Source organism: Streptomyces sp. NPDC006476 (genome assembly GCF_040612015.1).
Taxonomy (GTDB): Bacteria; Actinomycetota; Actinomycetes; order Streptomycetales; family Streptomycetaceae; genus Streptomyces; species Streptomyces griseorubiginosus_B.
The window spans coordinates 238,480-257,767 of sequence record NZ_JBEXPK010000001.1 but is presented as its reverse complement, the minus strand read 5'-3'; the positions used below and the strand labels follow the sequence as shown (position 1 = coordinate 257,767).

At 69.8% G+C, this 19,288-nt stretch carries 17 protein-coding genes and 1 pseudogene; 12 read left to right on the top strand and 6 right to left on the bottom strand.

Annotated features, from left to right (window positions below; genetic code table 11):
- Positions 1 to 11: 11 nt before the first annotated feature.
- A complete protein-coding gene (locus ABZZ74_RS01120; protein WP_356760815.1) occupies positions 12 to 1,100 on the bottom strand; it encodes a hypothetical protein in 1,089 nt (362 codons plus the stop codon).
- Positions 1,097 to 2,272, bottom strand: coding sequence for a DUF4331 family protein (locus tag ABZZ74_RS01115; protein WP_356760813.1), 1,176 nt, complete (start codon positions 2,270 to 2,272; stop codon positions 1,097 to 1,099). Before ABZZ74_RS01115 ends, ABZZ74_RS01120 begins: the two co-directional genes overlap by 4 nt.
- A gap of 275 nt (positions 2,273 to 2,547) precedes the next feature.
- On the opposite strand from ABZZ74_RS01115, the gene ABZZ74_RS01110 reads away from it, so the two are divergent.
- The 4 genes from ABZZ74_RS01110 to ABZZ74_RS01095 all read left to right on the top strand — a co-directional run bounded on the left by ABZZ74_RS01110 (position 2,548) and on the right by ABZZ74_RS01095 (position 6,353).
- Positions 2,548 to 3,156, top strand: coding sequence for a hypothetical protein (locus ABZZ74_RS01110; RefSeq protein ID WP_356760811.1), 609 nt, complete (start codon positions 2,548 to 2,550; stop codon positions 3,154 to 3,156).
- A gap of 13 nt (positions 3,157 to 3,169) precedes the next feature.
- Positions 3,170 to 4,510, top strand: a complete 1,341-nt coding sequence (locus tag ABZZ74_RS01105; RefSeq protein ID WP_356760809.1) for a peroxidase — start codon at positions 3,170 to 3,172, stop codon at positions 4,508 to 4,510.
- Between the two features lie 26 nt (positions 4,511 to 4,536).
- A complete protein-coding gene (locus ABZZ74_RS01100; RefSeq protein WP_099940413.1) occupies positions 4,537 to 5,625 on the top strand; it encodes a catalase family protein in 1,089 nt (362 codons plus the stop codon).
- A gap of 101 nt (positions 5,626 to 5,726) precedes the next feature.
- Positions 5,727 to 6,353 (top strand): TetR family transcriptional regulator, encoded by a 627-nt coding sequence (locus ABZZ74_RS01095; RefSeq protein ID WP_099946236.1) that lies wholly within the window; start codon positions 5,727 to 5,729, stop codon positions 6,351 to 6,353.
- A 112-nt stretch (positions 6,354 to 6,465) separates the two neighbouring features.
- Here ABZZ74_RS01095 and ABZZ74_RS01090 read toward each other — a convergent pair whose 3' ends face one another.
- On the bottom strand, positions 6,466 to 6,693 hold the full coding sequence (locus tag ABZZ74_RS01090) for a hypothetical protein (RefSeq protein ID WP_356760808.1): 228 nt from the start codon (positions 6,691 to 6,693) through the stop codon (positions 6,466 to 6,468).
- A 599-nt stretch (positions 6,694 to 7,292) separates the two neighbouring features.
- Positions 7,293 to 8,903 (bottom strand): MFS transporter, encoded by a 1,611-nt coding sequence (locus tag ABZZ74_RS01085; RefSeq protein WP_356760806.1) that lies wholly within the window; start codon positions 8,901 to 8,903, stop codon positions 7,293 to 7,295.
- A gap of 185 nt (positions 8,904 to 9,088) precedes the next feature.
- Here ABZZ74_RS01085 and ABZZ74_RS01080 point away from each other — a divergent pair, with 185 nt between their 5' ends.
- Both ABZZ74_RS01080 and ABZZ74_RS01075 read left to right on the top strand, forming a co-directional pair.
- Complete coding sequence (locus ABZZ74_RS01080) at positions 9,089 to 9,727, top strand: TetR/AcrR family transcriptional regulator (protein ID WP_356760804.1); 639 nt, start codon at positions 9,089 to 9,091, stop codon at positions 9,725 to 9,727.
- A gap of 36 nt (positions 9,728 to 9,763) precedes the next feature.
- Entirely contained in the window at positions 9,764 to 10,546 is a 783-nt protein-coding gene (locus ABZZ74_RS01075; protein WP_356760802.1) for a DUF2993 domain-containing protein, read from the top strand.
- A gap of 5 nt (positions 10,547 to 10,551) precedes the next feature.
- Here ABZZ74_RS01075 and ABZZ74_RS01070 read toward each other — a convergent pair whose 3' ends face one another.
- Positions 10,552 to 11,187, bottom strand: coding sequence for a TetR/AcrR family transcriptional regulator (locus ABZZ74_RS01070; RefSeq protein WP_356760800.1), 636 nt, complete (start codon positions 11,185 to 11,187; stop codon positions 10,552 to 10,554).
- Between the two features lie 135 nt (positions 11,188 to 11,322).
- Between ABZZ74_RS01070 and ABZZ74_RS01065 the strand changes: the two genes are divergently transcribed.
- The 6 genes and pseudogenes from ABZZ74_RS01065 (at position 11,323) to ABZZ74_RS01040 (ending at position 18,315) form a co-directional block, all read left to right on the top strand.
- A complete protein-coding gene (locus tag ABZZ74_RS01065; RefSeq protein WP_356760799.1) occupies positions 11,323 to 12,465 on the top strand; it encodes a VOC family protein in 1,143 nt (380 codons plus the stop codon).
- A gap of 26 nt (positions 12,466 to 12,491) precedes the next feature.
- Complete coding sequence (locus ABZZ74_RS01060) at positions 12,492 to 13,430, top strand: fumarylacetoacetate hydrolase family protein (RefSeq protein ID WP_356760797.1); 939 nt, start codon at positions 12,492 to 12,494, stop codon at positions 13,428 to 13,430.
- A gap of 19 nt (positions 13,431 to 13,449) precedes the next feature.
- Positions 13,450 to 15,036, top strand: a complete 1,587-nt coding sequence (locus ABZZ74_RS01055) for a bifunctional 3-(3-hydroxy-phenyl)propionate/3-hydroxycinnamic acid hydroxylase (RefSeq protein ID WP_356760795.1) — start codon at positions 13,450 to 13,452, stop codon at positions 15,034 to 15,036.
- A complete protein-coding gene (locus ABZZ74_RS01050) occupies positions 15,033 to 17,000 on the top strand; it encodes an acetoacetate--CoA ligase (protein ID WP_356760794.1) in 1,968 nt (655 codons plus the stop codon). The genes ABZZ74_RS01055 and ABZZ74_RS01050 overlap by 4 nt, the downstream gene beginning before the upstream one ends.
- On the top strand, positions 16,997 to 17,341 hold the full coding sequence (locus ABZZ74_RS01045) for a DoxX family protein (RefSeq protein WP_356760792.1): 345 nt from the start codon (positions 16,997 to 16,999) through the stop codon (positions 17,339 to 17,341). The genes ABZZ74_RS01050 and ABZZ74_RS01045 overlap by 4 nt, the downstream gene beginning before the upstream one ends.
- Positions 17,342 to 17,557: 216 nt before the next feature.
- Positions 17,558 to 18,315: pseudogene (locus ABZZ74_RS01040) on the top strand (transposase family protein).
- A 9-nt stretch (positions 18,316 to 18,324) separates the two neighbouring features.
- Here ABZZ74_RS01040 and ABZZ74_RS01035 read toward each other — a convergent pair.
- Entirely contained in the window at positions 18,325 to 19,218 is an 894-nt protein-coding gene (locus ABZZ74_RS01035) for a menaquinone biosynthesis protein (RefSeq protein ID WP_356761094.1), read from the bottom strand.
- Between the last annotated feature and the right edge of the window lie 70 nt (positions 19,219 to 19,288).

The following is a 19,288-nucleotide window of genomic DNA, read 5'->3' as shown; positions in this document are numbered from 1 at the left end:
GACAAGTTGCCTCACATGCTAGTCGCAGGGCTTCTTGATCCGGAGGCATCTGTCAGCCTGCCGCTAGCCTCGCGGGCGTGCCGGACCAGCGCGTACGAGCGGCTTGTCTGCCGCATGACCATGGTCTGCAGGGCGAGTTGGAGCCCTCGGTCGACATCACCTCCGACCATGAGCCAGAAGTCGGCGGCGTGGTCGGCATACGCCTCCGGGTGGCGTGTCACCAGTTCCTCGTAGCGTCTCGCTGCCCGGTCCCGCCACGGTTGGGCCTCCTGGTGGCGGCCTGCCGCTCGCAGGGTAAGCGCGAGGTGGGCGATGTACTCGGGGTCGTCGCTCGTCTCCGCCAGCGGGCGCAGGCGGGTCACAGCGGTCTCGGGGTCACCCAGGAGCAGGTCGACCTCGGCGAGATGACCGGTCGCCGGGGCATGGCCCGGCACGCGGCGCCGGGCCGCGTCGAACCAGGACCGAGCCGTGGGCAGGTCACCTTCGCGCAGCCACATCACCCCGCGGCGGAAGTCCAGTTGGGCGAGCGGGAAGGGCGAGACACCCCGGTAGGCGGCGCGCGCCTCGTCGAACACGTGCTCCGCCTCGGCGGTCTCGCCGCGTTCCGCCTGGAGCACGGCGAGAGCCGACAGCATCGTGAAGTCGGACTGGTGCAGGGCTGCGCTCCGCAGCAAGGAGTGGGCTTCGGCGTAGCAGCCGACCGCTTGCAGGATCGCCGCCCGTTCCGCGTCCAGAGTGGCCTGCGCCGCGCCGGCCCGGCGTGCCGCGTCGAGGTCGGCCATGGCCTCGGCGAACCGGTGCAGGGTCGCCCGGGTCCGGGCTCGGGCCAGCAGGGCGGCACGGTCGTCAGGTGCGTTCCACACCATGTGTTCGGAGAGCTGTGCGGCTTGCTCGTAGTCGGCGACGCGGCCCAGGAGGTGTCCGCGGAGTGTAAGGAGGTCGACCAGGACCGCTTGTTGTGCGACGGCGAGTGGCGCGGTCGAGGCCGCCCGGCGTACGGGTGCGGCCAGGCCGTCGATCTGGGCCGACAGGTTCACCAGGGCCAGGGCGCCGTTGGTCGTGACAAGTTCCTGGTCGGTCGGCTCGCGCCGGTTCTTCATGCTGCTTCCTCCTCCGGCTCCGGCGGGGCGAGCAGCGCGGTCATCACCGTCATGAGGTCCGGCGGGTTCGGGTTGGGGGCCACGAGGTATGGGAAGTCGTGCGTGGCCGGCCGGGTGGCCTGGTCGACGCCGTCGCTGATGCGCGGGCCGTCGACGCCGCCCACCAGGAGTGTGTAAAGGGTGTCCACGATGTCGTCGTTGGGCGCACGGCCACCGCAGGTGGTGTGCTCACGTCCGGCGAGCAGCGCGGTCTCGATCTCGAAGCAGCTGTCCTCGGCGAACGGCTTGGAGATGTCGACGACAAGGAAGTCAGCCAGGAGGAGTTCCGTCATCGGGTGAGTGCCTTGGTCGTCCGGCGGCCAGACGAGCTCGCCGTCGAGGCGGTCGAAGAAGGCCAGGTTGGCGTCGAACCGCGCCCGGTAGGCCCCGGCGTAGTCCGGTCGCACAGCGAAGGCATCCTCCTCGTTGTAGAGGTCTCGGATCTCCAGGTCGCTGTTGACGGGGTCGAAGCTCTTGCTTGCCAGGACGACATTCTTGATCTCGGGGCGGCCCATGCGTTCCAGCCGGACCGGGCGCCCGCCGGAGGTCACAGTCTCGCCGACGACGCCGAGCAGGGGGCCACAGTCCAGGCCGAACACCACTTCGGGGTCCACCTCGACGACGATGCTCAGCACGTTCATCCCTTCGAGGACGTTGTTCGCGCCGGGACGGAAGGCCAGCTTCTGCGTGGCGTCGGCGGCCAGAACGCCTGCGAGGTCGATGAAGAACGGGTCGAGTCGTGGTCCGGCGAAGATCCTCAGCCCTTCGGCCTCGGCGGGTGTGTCGCCGCCGACCTGGAAGAGGACCTGCTCACTGCTGGGCGTCGTGCAGGTGCCTATCTGGACCGGTTCGTCGCTGCCGGGGATCTTACCGGGCGTGGCGAAAGTGAAGTCGAGGCCGTACTCGGTGTCTCCGACAGTGAACGCGGCCCGCTCGGCCGCCGGGGCGACCGGCCGGACCCGGAAGCGGTAGGTGATCGCGTCGGAGAACAGCGCGGTGGGAGCGGCGACCGGAAACACGTCGAGGACGAGTACCAGGCAGCCGGGGTGGTCCGGGCTGGGGAAGGCGAAGACGTCGGCGACGTCGGACGCAGGGTCGAAGAGGATGCGCGGTCCGGAGAAGTGATCCGCCATCGGGAACTCCTTCGAGTGATGGGTGGGTCGAGGTGTGCCACCTGTGAGACACGATGACTCACAGAGATGCTGTGGGTCAATCTGTCTCATGGTGGCGAGCGCCATGCGACTGCTTGCGAGTAGTGCATTGACAAGCCGAATCGGCGAACTGATGATGTAATCAGTCCTGTGGAGATGGTCAGAAAGTGGGGCTCGTCCCGCTTACCCGCCACTCCGTGGTGGCCTATTTATGGCGATACGTGAAGTATTGCCGCCCACGCCCAAGGAGAGGCGCCATGAGCGAGACAGACCTGCACGCCAAGTTCCAGCAGTTCCCCGATACGGTCCGCGAGAAGGTCGAGACCGCCCTGTTGGACGCGAAGATCGCTCTCAAGGTCAAGGCCGCCGAGATCCTCGTCGACAAGGAGGAGATGGCCGAACACGCGGTCACCACCGCCGGCCGGATTGGCGCCAAGAGCGGTGAGGTGTCCGAGCTGACGACGATTCTGCCGCTGAAGCCGAACGGTGCGGCGCACCTGCGGAAGTTCTTCCGGCTGGTCGGAGGGAACCTGGCGGGCGCCGGTCAGGTCGGCACCCTTCACAACATGCGGTTCGTGTTCCTCGAGAACGACACGAAGCTGCTGTTCGCGACCGCCTTCGACGGCGAGTGGGACCCCTACATCGACGACTTCGCCACCAAGATCCCCGAGATGATGGACTACCTGTTCAGCAATGTCGAGGGCTGGCCCGGCATCACCTCGCCAGATGTGAAGGACTTCATCGTCAAGTACCAGATTCCGGCGGAGGCGTGGTTCGTCGCCCACCCGGGCCTCACCGTCGCGGAGGGCCACCGGCTCAAGCGGCAGGAGGCCGCCGTGCAGCGTTTCCTGTCGGACCTCAACTGAAGGCAGGCGCACCATGCCTTCCCCGCTGTTCCGGCGGCTGCGCCGCCCGCCCACTCTGGATCTCGACGACATCCAGGCGACGTTGCTGCGGGCCCGGCCCGAGCCCTACTTCGGCACCCACGCGATCCTGGAGATCACCGAACCGGCCGCGGGCAGGGAGCTGCTGCGCCGACTGGCCCCGCGGGTGACATCGGCGGCCCGCTGGGACGAGCCGCAGCCTTCCTGGCTGGCCCTTGCGATGAGCTACCAGGGACTGGTCGCACTGGGGCTGCCTGAGACCTCACTGGCCTCCTTCCCGGCCAACTTCCGCGCCGGGATGGCAGCCCGCGCCGAGCGGCTGCGGGACACCGGCGTGAACGCGCCGGACCGCTGGGAGTTCCCCTTCGGCACCCCGCGGGTGCACGTGGCTGTCTCGGTCTACGCCGCGAGCGAGGACGACTGGCGGGCCGAAGTCGCCGCCTACGAGAAGGAGTTGGGCGAGGTACCGGGCGTCCGGCTGCTGTCGCACCAGGACTTCGCGGCCGACGGGTTCAACGTCTTCGGCTACCGGGACGGCTTCAGCCAGCCGGTGGTCGAGGGCAGTGGCGCCGAACCTCTGCCCGGCGACGGACGGCCCATCAAGGCCGGTGAGTTCGTCCTCGGCCACCCGAGCGAGACCGGCGTGCCGCTGCCCGTGCCGGCTCCGGACGTCCTGGGCCGCAACGGCACCTACGTCGTCTTCCGCAAGTACCACTCCCACGTCGCGGCCTTCAACAAGTGGCTGCACGACAACGCCTCCACCGAGGCCGAACGCGAACTGCTGGCCGCCAAGCTGGTCGGCCGCTGGCGCAGCGGCGCACCGCTCGCCCTGACCCCGGAACGGGACACCCCCGCGGTCGGTGAGGACCCGAACCGGATCAACGACTTCGACTACTCCGCCGACCCGCGCGGGCTGCGCACCCCGCTCGGCTCCCACATCCGCCGGATGAACCCGCGCGACACCAAGCTGACGGTCCTCACCGACGTCAACATCCGCCGCATCATCCGGCGCGGCACCTCCTACGGCACCCCGCTTCCCCCGGACCGCCTCAAGGACGACGGCACACCGCGCGGCCTGGACTTCATCGCCCTCGGCGCGCGGGCCATCGACAACGTCGAGTTCCTGCAGAGCGAATGGGTCGGTTCCGGCAACTTCATGGGCCTGGGCAAGGAGAAGGACCCGATGATCTCACTCCAGGACAAGGGCGCCTACTTCACCGTGCCCGGGACCCCGCCGCGCCGGGTGCAGAACATCCAGTCCTTCAACACCCTGCTCGGCGGCGAGTACTTCTTCATGCCCAGCCTGTCCGCCATCCGCTGGCTCGGCAGCAACTGACCCCACCTCGCGCGGAGGCACTCCCCATGACCTCGTACGTCCGCTACAGCCCTGACCTCGAACAGCCCTTTCCGGACGAGGACGAACTCGTCCGCCAGGTCGTCGCGGCCATGGGCAAGGCCAACCAGCAGGTCGCCGACAAACACCGTCACGGCCTGCGCGACGCTCACGCCAAGAGCCACGGCGTCCTCGCCGGCGAACTGCGCATCCAGCCCGACCTGCCCGCCCACCTCGCCCAGGGCCTCTTCGCCGCACCGGCCGCCTACCCGGTGATCGTGCGCTTCTCCTCCGCCCCCGGCGACCTGCGCTCCGACCAGGTGCCCGTCCAGCGCGGCCTCGCGATGAAGGTGATCGGCGCCCCTGGGGCCCGCGCCCTCGACGACGGCTTCACCACCCAGGACTTCCTCCTCGTCAACCACCCCACCCTGCCCTTCGGCAACATCGCCGAATACGCCAAACTCCAGGGCATCCTGGAGAAACAGCCCGGCCAGAGCGACCAGCAGCTCCAGCTCACCGGCGCGGCCGCCCGAGTGGCCGCCAAGGCCCTCACGCGCGTCGGACGTCCGCTTCCGCCCGCCGTCGAGACCCTGGCCGCCGCCAACGACCACATCCTCGGCGAGACCTTCCACTCCATGGCCGCGCTGCGCTACGGCGACCACGTGGCGAAGATGTCCGCCGCGCCCCGCTCGGCGAACGTCAGGGCCCTCACCGGCAGCCAGGTCGACAAGAAGGCCGGCGAGTCGGCTCTGAGGGACCTCGTCGTTGACTTCTTCGCGCACAACAGTGCCGAGTACGACATCCGGGCCCAGCTGTGCACGGACATCGACCGGATGCCGGTGGAGGACGCCTCGGTCCTGTGGCCCGAGGAACTGTCACCGCACCAGACCGTGGCCGTGCTGCATCTGCCCGCCCAGGACGCCTACAGCGACGCCCGCCGCCGCTACGCCGACGACGTCCTTTCCTTCAGCCCCTGGCACGCCCTGGAGGCCCACCGCCCGCTGGGCTCGATCATGCGCTCCCGCCGCGCCGCGTACCCCGCCTCCAGCGACTTCCGGCACCGCTTCAACGGCATCGAGCCGCAGGAGCCGTCCGACATCAAGGAGCTGCCCGCCTGACCAGTTCCCGACCGGCCCGGATGCGGCCGCGGGTCGGTCGGGGCCCGCGTGCCAGAATGGTGAAGTCCATTCTCCGCCCTGGTTTCTTCGAGGTTCCTTTCGTGTCCCAGCCCGTCGGCCGTGTGCCCCAGCGACGCAACGCCCGGTCCAACCGGGCCCGCATCCTCGCCACCGCCCGCCAGGAGCTCGGCCGGAACCCCGACATCACCCTGGAGGAACTCGCCCGCGCCTCAGGTGTCGTACGGCGCACGCTGTTCGGGCACTTCCCCGGCCGGGCCGCGCTCCTGGACGCGCTGGCCGAGGAGGCCGCCGAGGCCCTTCAGGCCGCCGTCGCGGTCGGCGCGGGGGTGACGGAACCGGCCGACCGGGCGCTCGCCCACTTCACGTTGGCGCTCTGGCCCGTGGGCGACCGGTACCGGATGCTCCTGGCGCTGGCCCGACGGGACCTCGGCATGGACCGTGTCGCCGGGATCCTGGAGCCCGCCCGGGTCAGGGTCACGGCCATCGTGGAGCAGGGACAACGGGACGGCGTCTTCCACACCCACCTGCCGGCCCCGGTGCTGAGCGTCGGCCTGGAGGCGATGACGGTCGCCCTGCTGGAGGAGGTCAACACCGGGGCGCTGGAGGACGACGGCACCCGGGTGGCCGTCACCACGCTCATCGCGGCCGGTGTGCCGGAGAAGCGGGCGCAGATCGTCGTCGACGAGATGGCCGCCACCGAGGCGTGAGTTCGCCCCCCACAGTTCGACGTGACCCCGATGCGAAGCGCCGGGGTCTTTCCATGTCCGCCCCCGCGCCAGCGTCGTGGCGATACGGTAGTGCCGGGCCAGCGCCGCCACGTCATATGGGTAGGTCCACTCCGCCCGCCGGACCGGGTCCCGAGGGGCAGGACCAGATCTTCGACGATGCGTACCTCCTAGCGAAACACTTGGCCGGACCGCGCAGTTCGTCGAGGCCGACCTGCATGCCTTGGAACACATTCGGCGGAATCGGGACGGCAAGCGCCGCCTTGCCGTGGTTGAGGTCATCCAGATGCGCGTTGAATTCTCGTTCCCTGATCAGGTCCACGGGCACAGGCGACTACCACCGGCACGGCCGAACTACCTGGACATACCTCGGCTCGGAACTCCTCCAGGCCGGTTGAGGACGCCAGGGCCAACGGAACGCCGAACGAAGCGGTCGTCACGGACGAGAAGACAGTGGTGAGGAACGCCTTGTCCGCCCAGAATCCCGCGTGATCTCGCCACCAGCCCAGGCCGAGCAGCGCCATACCAACCATCCACAGCGCCACACCCGGCACTCAACCGCGCGGCGTCTCTTCCCAGATCCCCCCGCACCTGCCCCGCCCCTCCCCGAACGGCTTGATCACCAGCTCCCCGACGCTGCACCGCCCAACTCGGCGTCAAGCCAGTGGTGCCAAACCAAGCCGCCCCGAAGCCACCCATAGCGCCTGATCTTCGACAATCATCCTGGAACTGGGCCCGGTTGGGGTCAGGTCGGAGGTCCGCTGAACGCCACCCCAGCCTCCCGGGACGGACAGCCAAAAAAGGGGACGGTGCCGGGTGTCCCCTCCCGGCACCGTCCCGGGGCCGTGCGCCGCTCAGGCACAGCCCGTCATGGGGGTGGAGGAGGCCGGAATCGGGATTCCGGCCTCCGGTGTACGGGGCTCAGGCGCCCACGGTCTCGGTCTGTTCCTCGGTGGCCGCTGCCGCTTCCTCACCGTGCTTGGTGGTGTGCTTGCGGCCGGGCAGGACGGCGATGACGATCAGGGTTCCGGCGGCCATGATGATGGCGCCGATGAGGCTGGTGTGGGCGATGGCGTGGGCGAAGGACTCGTGCACCGCTCCCAGCAGGGTCTGGGCCTGCTCGGCGCCGCCCTGAGGGTTCTTGGCCACCTGCTCGGCGACCGCGATGCCGCCGCCGACGGAATCCTTGGCGGTGTCCATGGCCTCGGCCGGGAGGTGGCCGCCGACCATGTCGGTGAGCTTGTCCTTGTATGACGTGGCGAGCAGCGAGCCGAGGATGGCGATGCCCAGGGCGCAGCCGAGTTCCAGGGCGGTGTCGTTGGCGCCGCCGGCGACGCCCAGCTCCGACTCGGGGAAGGAGCCCATGATGGTGTCGGTGGCCGGGGACAGGCTCAGGCCGATGGCGAAGCCGAGCAGCAGCAGGGGCGTGAGGAAGTCGGTGTAGGTCGAGCCCGTCTCGATCCGGGTGAGCAGGAAGACGCCCGCGGTGCCGATGACCATGCCGGTGCCGACCACGATCTTCACGCCCAGCTTCGGGGCGAGCTTGCCGGTAACCGCGGCGCCGACGAAGACCGCACCGGCCAGCGGCAGCAGGCGGATACCGGTCTCCAGGGCGTCGTAGCCGAGGACGAACTGCAGGAACTGGGTGGAGTAGTAGATCGAGCCGAAGGTGCCGAAGAAGAAGAACAGCACAGCCATCATCGAGCCGCCGAAGGGGCGCTCGGTGAACTTGCGCACGTCCAGCATGGGGTTGGGGTGCTTCAACTCCCAGGCGACGAAGGCCAGCAGGCCCACGCCGGCGACGACGGCCGCGGTGATCGGGCCGACGCCCCAGCCGAAGTGCGGGCCCTCGATGGTCGCGTACACCAGAGAGCCGACCGACACGATCGACAGCAGACCGCCGACGTAGTCGATCCGGCCCATGCCCTCCGCCTTCGACGGCGGCACCAGCAGCAGCGCGCCGACGACGCCGAGGACGGCGACGGGGACGTTCATCAGGAAGGTGGAGCCCCAGGCGTGGTTCTCCAGCAGCCAGCCGGCGGCCAGCGGGCCGGCGGCGATGGCGAGGCCGGAGGTCGCGGACCAGGCGGTGATCGCCTTGGCGCGCTCGGCACGGGGGAAGATCGCGACCAGTAGCGAGAGGGTGGCCGGCATGACGATGGCGGCTCCGACGCCCATGATCGCGCGGGCGGTGATGACGAGGTTCGTCTCATCGACCAGGCCGCCCATCACCGAACCTCCGGCGAAGATCAGCAGGCCGAGGACGAGCGCGCCGCGGCGGCTGTACTTGTCGCCGATCGCGCCGAGCACCAGCATCAGCGCGGCGTAGGGGACGGTGTAGCCGTCGATGACCCACTGCAGGTCACTGCTGGACAGCCCCAGGTCCTTGGTCATGTCGGGGGCGGCCACAACCAACGACGTGTTCGCCATGACCACGATCAGCAGGCTCAGGCACAGGACCAGCAGGGCCCACCAGCGCCGGTGGTAGGGCTCCGTCATCTTCTCGACGGGTGTGTTCGGAAAGAGCGGCATGGTCGGGCTCCTCGGCAGGGGGTGAAGCGGTGGCTTCGGGGGCGGAATCGATGGGAGCGGCGCAGGGGGGCCAAGAGGAGGCCCGGCACCAGGGGCAGCTAATTGCCCGCTGATGTGCAGACTAGTTTATTGCCCGTTGATGTGCAACTATCGAGTCGCCCTCCCCCGCCTACCGGAGGTTCGACATGATCCACGCACACCTGACAGCCGCCCCGGAACGCAGCCGAACCCTGCTCACACGGGCCCGCATCCTCGAAGCGGCCCGGCAGGAACTCGACCGTGACCCCGACAGCAGCCTCGGTGACATCGCCGAGGCGGCAGGGGTGGTACGCCGCACGGTCTACGGCCACTTCAACGGCCGGGCCGCACTGATGGAGGGGCTGGTGGAGGAGGCCACATGGGCCCTGCGGCAGGCGCTCGCGGTTCCCCGCCCGCCGATGGCGGACGCCGTCACGGAGCTGGCGCGCTTCGTCCTCGCCGTGTGGCCCGTCGCCGACCGCTACCGCATCCTGCTCCGCCTCGCCCCCCAGGACCTCGGAGCCGATCGGCTCGCCGAAGTCCTGGCCCCCGCGCGGGACATGACGGAGGCGATCATCGGCCAGGGGCAACGGAACGGTGCCTTCATGACCGGCATCCCCCCGGCCGTCCTGGCCCGGGCCCTGGAGGGACACCTGCTGGGGCTTTTGGACTGCGTGAACAGCGGGGCCTGGAACGACGACGGCACGGACACCGCGACCGCGGCCCTGATCGCGATGGGCGTGGCCGGAGACAGTGCCGCGGCGTGCGTCCATGGGCTTGTCCGCCCCGACGACGACGCCGCGTAGGCGCACTCCCCCAAGCACCACTCGAAGAGGAGAAGCATGTATCAGTCCCAGCGCAACGAGGAGTACGCCGGCGAGGCCTACTACGGCGACAGCTCCACGCACGCGAGCCCCCCGACCCGGACCAGGCGGTGCATGATCATGGTCGCCGCGTCTCTGGTGGCCGTGCTCGTCGGCGGAGTCGCGGTCGACCGGATCGCCGCAGCTCGCGCGGAGGGCCGTACGGCCGAGGCGTTCCAGGACGGCACGGGAACCGCCGATCGGCCGTCAGTACACGTCAGGGGCTTTCCTGTGCTGAACCAACTGGCTGCGGGCAGGCTGGATCATGTCGACCTGACCGCCCACGACATTCCGGCCGGCGGCAGCACCCGGCCGCTCCCGGTGACGAGGCTGACGGTCGGGATGGACGGGTTGAAGACCTCGGGGAGCGCCGACGAGGCTCACGCGGACGGCGTCACAGCGAGCGCGTTCCTGTCGTACGCGGACGTGTCGAGGGCGCTCGGCGTGCAGGTGTCACAAGGGGACGAGTCGGGGCGGGTCGACGCGACCGCGAGTCTGCCGCTCGTCGGCGACGTGACCGTGAGCGCGTCCGTCTCGGCGGCCGGCGGCAACCGCATCGCCTTCACGGACGTACGCGCGGAGCAGGGTGAACTGCTCCCTCCGCTGAAATCACTGCTCGACAAGGCCCTGGAAGAGCCCATTCCGCTGCAGAACGTGCCCGAGGGGCTCCGTCTGCGCTCGGTCACCACCACCGAGGACGGAATCGACGCCCGCTTCACGGGCCGCTCGGTCACGTTCCACCCGGACTCCTCGTCCGCGTGAGGCCGTCAGGCGGCGTCAGGCAAGGGGCGTCGGGCGACCTGGTGTGCTTCGTCCGCGGGCAGGCCCAGCATCCGCAGGACCATCTCGGCGAGGTTGACCGCGGCCTCGTCACCGTCCACCTCGGGGCGGGCGAACCGCAGCTCCACCAGGGACAGCAGGGTGCCGCCCAGTGCGGACAGGGCGACCACGGGGTCGACGGGCGTGAAGCGGCCGGAGGCGATGCCGACCTGGAGATCACGCAGGGCGCGTCGGGCCAGTCCCTTGCCCGAGTGGATGTGCGCGAGGCCACGGCGGCGCAGGACCTGCATCAGCTCCGGGTGGGAGTCGGCCATGCGGGCACTGAGCCGGAAGCCGCCCGCGACCCGCTCCGCCGGGTCGTCGATCCCCGTCAGACGCTCGTCGAATTCCTTCGCGAACTCCTCGAGGGCGTCGATCACCGCCGTCTCGAACAACTCCGCCTTGGAGTCGAAATGGTTGTAGAAGGAGCCGAAGCCCACGTCCGCGCGCTCGGCGATCGCCTGGATGCTCGCGCTGGTGTCGCCGCTCTCGGCGAGTATCTGCCGGGCCGCTCGCACGAGAGCTCCACGGGTCTCTGCGCGACGTCGCTCGAAGCGGTTGCTGGGCGGGGCTGACGTAGACATGCGCAGAAGTCTAACGGTTACCCAATGTAGATCGCAGTCCTGATGAATTCATCATTTACTGCAGCGAACGTCTTGACGACGGAACTGTCACAGTTGATAATTTCCTCATTGCGGCAATGTTGCTCGGAGGGCTCCATGTCTGAAACACGCGTCAACGGGGACGTCATCACGGCCCACCAGGACCTCCACAGCGAGCAGGGCGCCCTGCGCGGCGAACATCCCGGCCGCTCCCGGAATCCCGTGATCAAGGTGGCGGACCTGGCCTGGCTGGAGTTCGAGAAGCCCGACCTGGAGCGGGCGGAGGTCTTCGCCCGCGACTTCGGTTTCGGCGTCGCCGCCCGCACCGAGAGCGAGCTGTGGTTGCGGGGGACCTTCGCGGGCTCGCCCTGCATGGTGGTCCGGCGCGGTCGTACGTCCCGCTTTATCGGCCCGGCGTTCCGCGCCGCCGAACGGGGCGACCTGGACCGGCTGGCCCGCGCGACGGGCAGGGACGTGCGGGACGCCGACGTTCCTGGTGGTGGCAAGGTCGTCGACCTGCTCGACCCGTCGGGCTTCCCGGTGCGTGTGGTGCACTGCAGCGAGCGGCTGCCCGCGCTGCCGGAACAGCACCCGCTGTTGTTCAACTTCGGTACGGATCACCGTCGTACGAACACCACGCAGCGGCCGCCGCGCGAGCCGTCCCGCATCCAGCGGCTGGGCCATGTGGTGCTGGAGACACGCGTGTTCGCCCGGGCCCTGGACTGGTACCTGGACACCCTCGGGATGATCGTGTCCGACTTCCTGTTCCTGGACGGGCAGCGCGGGCGCGGTCCGACAATGGCGTTCATCCGCTGCGACCTGGGCAGCGTGCCAGCCGACCACCACACCCTCGCGATGCACCTGGGGCCGGGCACGGGGTACGTCCACTCCGCTTACCAGGTCACCGACCTGGACTCGATCGCCGCCGGTGGGGAGTACCTCAAGGAGCGTGGCTACAAGCGCAGTTGGGGCATTGGCCGGCACATCCAGGGCAGCCAGCTGTTCGACTACTGGCGCGACCCCGACCGCTTCATGCTGGAGCACTTCGCCGACGGTGACCTGTTCTCCTGCGACGTCGAGCCCGGGTGGGCGCCCATGTCGACCAGCGGCCTGGCCCAGTGGGGCCCGCCGGCCACCCGCGACTTCCTCGGCGCGAGCCCCTCCCCGCAGCGGGTCCGCGATGTCATCGAGGCCCTGCGCGGCGACAACGAGATGGACCCAGCGCGACTCTTCGGCCTGCTCAAGGCCGCCAACTCCTGACCCGTCCCTCTGAAGAAGGCACTGACATGAGCACCAATGTCCTGCGCACGGCCGACGGCTGGTGGGTCGTCCGAGGCGACCGGGCCGTCCCCGTCGAGACCAAGGCCGTGACCACCGCCGAGCTGCTGGCCGACCGGGACGCCGTCCGGGAGGCCGCTGCCTCCGGCGGGCCGGGCACTCCGGTCGCCGATCTGGTCGCGCTCTCCCCGGTCACCACGCCCTGCCGGGTGGTCGCCCAGATGGTCAACTACCGTAGCCACGCCCGTGATTCGGGCTTCAAGGGCGACATCCCGCCCGCGTTCTTCCGCAAGGCATCCGGTTCGGTCAGCGGTCCCAGCGAGGCCGTAGTCCGGCCGTCACGCGTGAAGTTCCTCGACTACGAGATCGAGCTCGGGCTCGTGATGGGCGCGCCGCTGCCCGTCGGCACCGTGGTCGAGGAGCGGGACCTGCCGTCGTACGTCGCCGGACTGGTGATCACCAACGATGTCAGCGCCCGTGAGGTGCAGCTGACCAAGACGCAGTTCTACGAGAGCAAGTCGTACCCCACCTTCACGCCGACCGGTCCGTACCTGTCGTTGCTGGAGCCGGAGGACTTCGCCCATCTCCTTGACCTGCGGCTGAAGTTGAGCGTCAACGGCGAGCTCCGCCAGGACCGCACCTTGGCCGACATGATCGTCCGCCCGGCGCAGGCGCTCACTCTGCTGGCCCGCTTCCAGACCCTGGACGCCGGCGACCTGCTGCTCACCGGCACCCCCGGCGGCACGGCCCTGAAGGCCCCGCCGAAGGCCGTCGAGAAGATCGGCGCGCTGCTGCCGCCGGCTGTGAAGTGGAAGGCGTTCTTCAAGAGCCAGGCGAAGAACCCGCACTACCTGAACCCGGGCGACGTGATCACGGCGACGATCGCGACCCCCGACGGCCGCATCTGCCTCGGCGAGCAGCGCACGCCCGTCGCGGACGCGAACTAATACCCGAGGTGAGCCGCACATGACCGTCGATGAAGCCGCACGTGTGCCCGTCGTGATCGTCGGGGCCGGACCGGTGGGCGTGACCGCCGCCCTTCTGCTGGCCCGGCGCGGAGTCCGCAGTGTCGTCCTCGAACGCCACCGGGATGTCTATCCGCTCCCGCGCGCCGTCGCCAATGACGACGAGATCCACCGGATCCTCCAGGCCGCCGGAGTCGGCGAGGAGTTCACCGCGATCTCCCGCCCGGCGAACGGACTACGGCTGCTGGATGCCCGGCACCGGGTGATGGCCGAGTTCCGGCGCTCCCCGCAAGGGCACCACGGGTATCCGCAGTCCAGCATGTTCGACCAGCCCGAGCTGGAACGCGTGCTGCGCGACGCCCTGGCCCGGCGCCCGGAGTGCGAACTGCGCGGCGGCGTGGAGGTCACCGGCGTCGGCCCGGACTCCACCGGCCCCGTACGCGTCACCTACCGCGACGACACCGGCGATCACGAGCTGTGGGCCGACGCGGTCCTCGGCTGCGACGGCGCCAACAGCCTCACCCGCGAAGCCATCGGCGGCGCCTGGGAGGACCTGCACTTCGAGGAGAAGTGGACCGTCATCGACGCCGAGACCACGGGCCCCGTCCGTTGTTGGGAGGGCGTCGACCAGGTCTGCGACCCGGACCAGCCGGGGACCTTCATGCGGGTGAACGAGACCCGCTACCGCTGGGAGTTCCGGCTCCGTGAAGGAGAAGGGCAGGAGACGGTCCGCGAACTGATCGCCCCGTGGCTGCCGCCCTCGTACGACGGGGACTTCGAGGTGGTCCGCGAGACGCAGTACACCTTCCGGGCCCGCGTCGCCGACCGCTGGCGCAGCGGACGGGTCTTCCTGCTCGGCGACGCCGCCCATCTCACCCCGCCGTTCATCGGACAGGGCCTGTGCTCGGGACTGCGAGACGCCTACAACCTCACCTGGAAACTCGCCCGCGTCCTCCAGCAGGGCGGCGACGAACGGCTGTTGGACACCTACGAGAGCGAACGCAAGCCGCACGCACGGCGTGTGGTCCGCCTCGCGGTCGCCATGGGCTGGGCCATGACCGGTGGCCAGGACGGTGCCGCCGCGCTCCGCCGCCGAGCGCTGGCCGCCGCCTGCCGCATACCCGGCCTGACCGAGCTGGCCGGCCGCGACCTCAGCCCACCCCTGACCGCCGGACCGCTCGTGCGGCGCGGGGTCCGCCGAAGGCTGGCGGGCACACACTGCCCCCAACCATGGGTGAGCGTCGCCGGACGGCCCACCCGGCTCGACGAGGCGCTCGGCGACTCCTTCGCCGTACTGACCGCCACCGAGCCCGGCCCTTCCCTGACCGCGCTCGCCCACAGTCTCGGCGTTCACGCCGTCCCGGTGACAGACCTCGGCGACGACTGCACCCTCGCAGCCTGGCTGCGCGCCGGACACGCAGATGCGGTCCTGCTGCGGCCCGACCGGGTCGTCATGGACATCGTCCCGGCAGGCGGCCGCGACTTCACCTCGACCGCCGCCTGGGCCTCCCTGCTGCACACCACCCGAAGCCCTGTCCCTTCCGAACGGACGGCCCCGAAAAGCCTGTTGAGGAGTACGACGCGATGAGCACGCCCTTCTTCACACCCGATCCGGAGACTGCGGCCGCCAGTCGCATCGCGGACTTCGCCCGGCTCCAGGGCATGGACCCGGAGGACTACGCCACCCTGCATCAGTGGTCTGTCACCGACCTGGAGGGCTTCTGGCGCGCGGTGTGGGAGTACTTCGACATCAACGCCGACACCCCCTACGAGCAGGTGCTGGCCGAGGAGCGGATGCCGGGCGCCCGCTGGTTCCCCGGCGCCACCCTCAACTACGCCCACCATGCCCTGCGCAACCTGTCCGACGACGACGTGGCGATCATTGCCCTCGACGAGACCGGTGCCGGATACGAGGTGACCGGCGCCCGGTTGCGTGCCCTGGTCGCGTCGGTGGCCGCCACCCTGCGCGACCTCGGCGTCGGCAAGGGCGACCGGGTCGTCGGCTATCTGCCCAACACCCCGCACGCCATCGTCTCGTTCCTCGCCGCCGCGAGCCTGGGCGCCGTGTGGTCGGTGTGCGGTCAGGACTACGCCCCCAAGGCCGCCTCCGACCGCTTCACCCAGCTCGAACCCACCGTGCTGATCGCCGCCGACGGCTACCTGTTCAACGGCACCACCCACGACCGCCGCGAAGCCGTCCTCGAACTCGCCCACGCCCTGCCCACGTTGAAGGCGACCCTGCTGGTGGACCACATGGGCCTGCCCTGGCCGTCGCAGGCGTACCCGTCGCTGGTGGTCCCCTGGGAGGATGCCTCCACGCGCACCGAGGAACTCGCCTGTGCACCGGTCCCGTTCGACCATCCGCTGTGGGTCGTGTTCTCCTCCGGCACCACCGGCCTGCCCAAGGGCATCGTCCACGGTCACGGCGGCGTGCTCCTGGAGCATCTCAAAACCCTGGGGCTGCACTCGGACTTGAGGCCCGGCGACCGTCTCCTCTGGTACACCACCACCCACTGGATGATGTGGAACCTGGTCGCCTCCACACTGCTGACGGGTGCCACGACGTGTACGTACGACGGCAGTCCGGCCCCCTTCGCCAAACTCGACCGCCTATGGGATCTGGCCGCCCGCCACCGGGTCACCGTCTTCGGCACCAGCCCCCAATACCTGCTGGGCATGGCCAAGTTCGGCATCGACCCGTCCGCGCACGACCTGTCCTCGATCCGCGTCGTCGGCTGCACCGGCTCCGCCCTGCCCGCCTCCGCCTACCCCTGGGTCCGCGAGCACGTCGGCGAGCACGTTCTGCTGGCCTCCATCAGCGGCGGCACCGACATCGTCTCCGGCTTCGCCGGCAGTGCCCCCAACACCCCGGTCTGGTCAGGCGAGTTGTCCGCACCGCACCTGGGCGTGGCGCTCGCCGCGTACGACGCCGAGGGCTTCCCCGTCATCGATCAGGTCGGCGAGCTGGTCGTCACGCGCCCCATGCCCTCGATGCCGCTGTACTTCTGGAACGACCCCGAGGGCACCCGCTACCGCGACGCCTACTTCTCGGCGTACCCCGGGGTGTGGCGACACGGCGACTGGATCACGGTCACGGGGCACGGCTCGGTGATCATCCACGGCCGCTCCGACTCGACGCTCAACCGCAACGGTGTACGGCTCGGCAGCGCCGACATCCATGATGTCGTCGAACGTCTCCCCGAGATCGCCGAGGCCCTGGTCATCGGCGCGGAGGAGCCGGACGGCGGCTACTGGATGCCGCTGTTCGTGGTCCCGGCGGCCGGGGTGACCCTGGACGACACCCTGCGCGAGAAGATCCGCGACGCCGTCCGCACCGGCGCCTCACCCCGCCACGTCCCCGACGAGATCCTCGAAGTGCCGGGCATCCCGCACACCCGCACCGGCAAGAAGCTGGAAGTCCCGATCAAACGACTGCTCCAGGGCGCCCCGGTCGAGCAGGTCGTCAACCCCGCCACCGTGGACAGCCCCGACCACATCGACCACTACGTCCGGCTGGGCACCGAGCGACGCAAGGGCAGGTCCGCCTCATGACCACCGTGCTCGCCGTCGCCCTGTCCCTGGTCTTCCTTCCGCTGGGGCTGGCGAAGCTGGCCGCGGCGCCGTTCATGCGCCAGGCGGCGGCCCATCTCGGCATGTCGGTACGGCTCTACCGCGTCGTCGGCGCGCTGGAGGTGGCCGGGGTCGCCGGTCTGCTGACGGGGCTGACCTGGACGCCGCTGGGCGTGGCAGCCGCGACAGGCCTCGCCCTGCTGATGGCCGCCGCGGCGGTGATCCACCTGCGCCACGGTGACCCGCCGGTCCGGGCCGTCCCGGCCGCCGTACTGGCCCTGATCTCCTTGACATACGCGGCAACGGTGATGACCGCTGGCTGACGCGTCCTGTACGGCCGGGCACGGGCGGCCCCCTGTGAGGGTGGCGGCCGCCCCTCCCGGCTCCGCGCGGGCTGCCATCGCACACCGGCCTCCCCCCCCCCCCGAGACCGGGGTGGCCCGCACCGACGTCCGGGGCCTGCGAGACGCTGGGCTCGACAGGCCTCGGACGTGCTTAAAGTGTGTTGCAGAAGGCCGTGAACAGGGCATCTACGTTGTATGGCTGGGGTGTTGAGGGCCGAGCGGGTGTGGGTGGAAGCGTCCAGGGGGCTGCGGATCGATCAGTTCGGGCGGTTGCTGAGGGCGGTGCGTGCGCGTGGTGGGGATGGCTGTGGATGGGGGCGGCCGTGGCGGCTGCCGCTGGCCGAGCGGGTGCTGCTGGTGGCGGTCTACTACCGCACGAACCTGACCATGCGGCAGCTGGCCCCGCTGTTCGGCGTCTCGCCGGCCACCGTCTGCCGGGTGATCCAGCGCCTTGGCCCGCTGCTCGCGCTTGAGCCCGTCCGCGCTCCGCAGGATGCCATCGAGCGGTTGTGGATCGTGGACGGCACCCTCATTCCGGTCCGCGACGGCACGGTGGGCACGTCCTCACGTAACTACCGCTTCTCGGCGAATGTGCAGGTCATCGTGGACGCGGACACGCGCCTGGTGGTGGCTGCCGCCCGCTGGTGCCGGGCACGACCGCGGATGCGAAAGCCTGGCGGGATTCGCGTCTGGCCGAGCAGTGCCAGGGCGTCACCGTGCTCGGCGACGGCGCCTGCATCAACATCGGCCTGATCGTCCCGCACCGCAAACGGCCCGGCCGGCCGCTGCTCAAGGGCGAGAAGGAGGACAACGCCGCGCACCGCAAGGTCCGCGCCCGCGTAGAGCACGTGATCGGCTACAAGATCCTTCGTGACTGCCGGCAACGCGGCGACGGCCTCCATAACGCCGTCCAGGCCGGCGCCCGCATGCACAACCTCGCCCTCGCCGCATGACCGGATGCGTCAACAGTCCAGATCAGGCTGCCTGTTCACGGCCTTCTGCAACACGCTTTGAGAGGGGAGAGCCGGCGTGACATATCCCGAACGGCGCGCGAATTCGCTCAGCCCCAGCCGTTCCCGCTTCCCGAGGGAGAAGGCGAGGGTCCGGGTGAAGAAGTCCTGCAGCATCGGGGCGGTGAAGGGCTCCCAGACGGCCACCCGGTCGGCAAGCTCGCGGGACTCACTCCGCGCGAGGCCGCGCGCGGCCAGCAGACTGCGGTGCACCATGCCGACGATGTCCGGCCGCCGCGCCGCTGTCTCCTTCCGTACCGCCCACACGGCCAGTACGAAAGGCAGCCCTGACCAGCGTCTCCACAGCTCACCCAGGTCGTACGCCCGAACGCCGGGAGAGACGGGCCGGTTCATCGTCGCCGCCAGGGCGGCGTCCCCGGTCAGAACGGCGGCATCGGCAGAATCCAGCATGACCTCAAGATCAGGCGGCCGCGTTACATACCTCGGAGTGACCCTGTAGTGCTGCTCCAACAGCAGCCGGGACATCTGTGCGGAGGTGGGACTGGTCGTGGCGACTGCGACCGTGCGGCAATCCAACGCGCTCAGCGGCACTTTCGTGACGATCGCACAGGACTGGATCGGCCCGTCACTTCCGACGGCGATGTCGGGCAGCATCACGAGGTCATCGCTGTGCCGCAGATACTCGACCAATGAGATCGAGCTGAGGTCCAGGTCGCCGGAGAGCAACCGTCCCGTCAGCCGGTCCGGTGTGTCCTGGACAAGGTCGATGTCCAACAGGGCGGTGCTCCGCGCCAAGCCCCAGTACAGGGGGGTGCATGTCAGGAATGCACTGCGCCCGACCCGCGGTCGCCTCGTCGGTTCACGGATCTGGCTGGAGGACGTCATGGAGATCATCTTAAGTCCCGCTCCGAACGCCCGGCGGCCGTCTTCCTGCACCCCGGCTGCTAGTGCCCCG

Coding starts and splice junctions, on each gene's coding strand:
- ABZZ74_RS01120 (WP_356760815.1), bottom strand. CDS start 1,100: ATGAAGAACCGGCGCGAGCCGACCGACCAGGAACTTGTCACGACCAAC.
- ABZZ74_RS01115 (WP_356760813.1), bottom strand. CDS start 2,272: ATGGCGGATCACTTCTCCGGACCGCGCATCCTCTTCGACCCTGCGTCC.
- ABZZ74_RS01110 (WP_356760811.1), top strand. CDS start 2,548: ATGAGCGAGACAGACCTGCACGCCAAGTTCCAGCAGTTCCCCGATACG.
- ABZZ74_RS01105 (WP_356760809.1), top strand. CDS start 3,170: ATGCCTTCCCCGCTGTTCCGGCGGCTGCGCCGCCCGCCCACTCTGGAT.
- ABZZ74_RS01100 (WP_099940413.1), top strand. CDS start 4,537: ATGACCTCGTACGTCCGCTACAGCCCTGACCTCGAACAGCCCTTTCCG.
- ABZZ74_RS01085 (WP_356760806.1), bottom strand. CDS start 8,903: ATGCCGCTCTTTCCGAACACACCCGTCGAGAAGATGACGGAGCCCTAC.
- ABZZ74_RS01080 (WP_356760804.1), top strand. CDS start 9,089: ATGATCCACGCACACCTGACAGCCGCCCCGGAACGCAGCCGAACCCTG.
- ABZZ74_RS01075 (WP_356760802.1), top strand. CDS start 9,764: ATGTATCAGTCCCAGCGCAACGAGGAGTACGCCGGCGAGGCCTACTAC.
- ABZZ74_RS01070 (WP_356760800.1), bottom strand. CDS start 11,187: ATGTCTACGTCAGCCCCGCCCAGCAACCGCTTCGAGCGACGTCGCGCA.
- ABZZ74_RS01065 (WP_356760799.1), top strand. CDS start 11,323: ATGTCTGAAACACGCGTCAACGGGGACGTCATCACGGCCCACCAGGAC.
- ABZZ74_RS01060 (WP_356760797.1), top strand. CDS start 12,492: ATGAGCACCAATGTCCTGCGCACGGCCGACGGCTGGTGGGTCGTCCGA.
- ABZZ74_RS01055 (WP_356760795.1), top strand. CDS start 13,450: ATGACCGTCGATGAAGCCGCACGTGTGCCCGTCGTGATCGTCGGGGCC.
- ABZZ74_RS01050 (WP_356760794.1), top strand. CDS start 15,033: ATGAGCACGCCCTTCTTCACACCCGATCCGGAGACTGCGGCCGCCAGT.
- ABZZ74_RS01045 (WP_356760792.1), top strand. CDS start 16,997: ATGACCACCGTGCTCGCCGTCGCCCTGTCCCTGGTCTTCCTTCCGCTG.
- ABZZ74_RS01035 (WP_356761094.1), bottom strand. CDS start 19,218: ATGACGTCCTCCAGCCAGATCCGTGAACCGACGAGGCGACCGCGGGTC.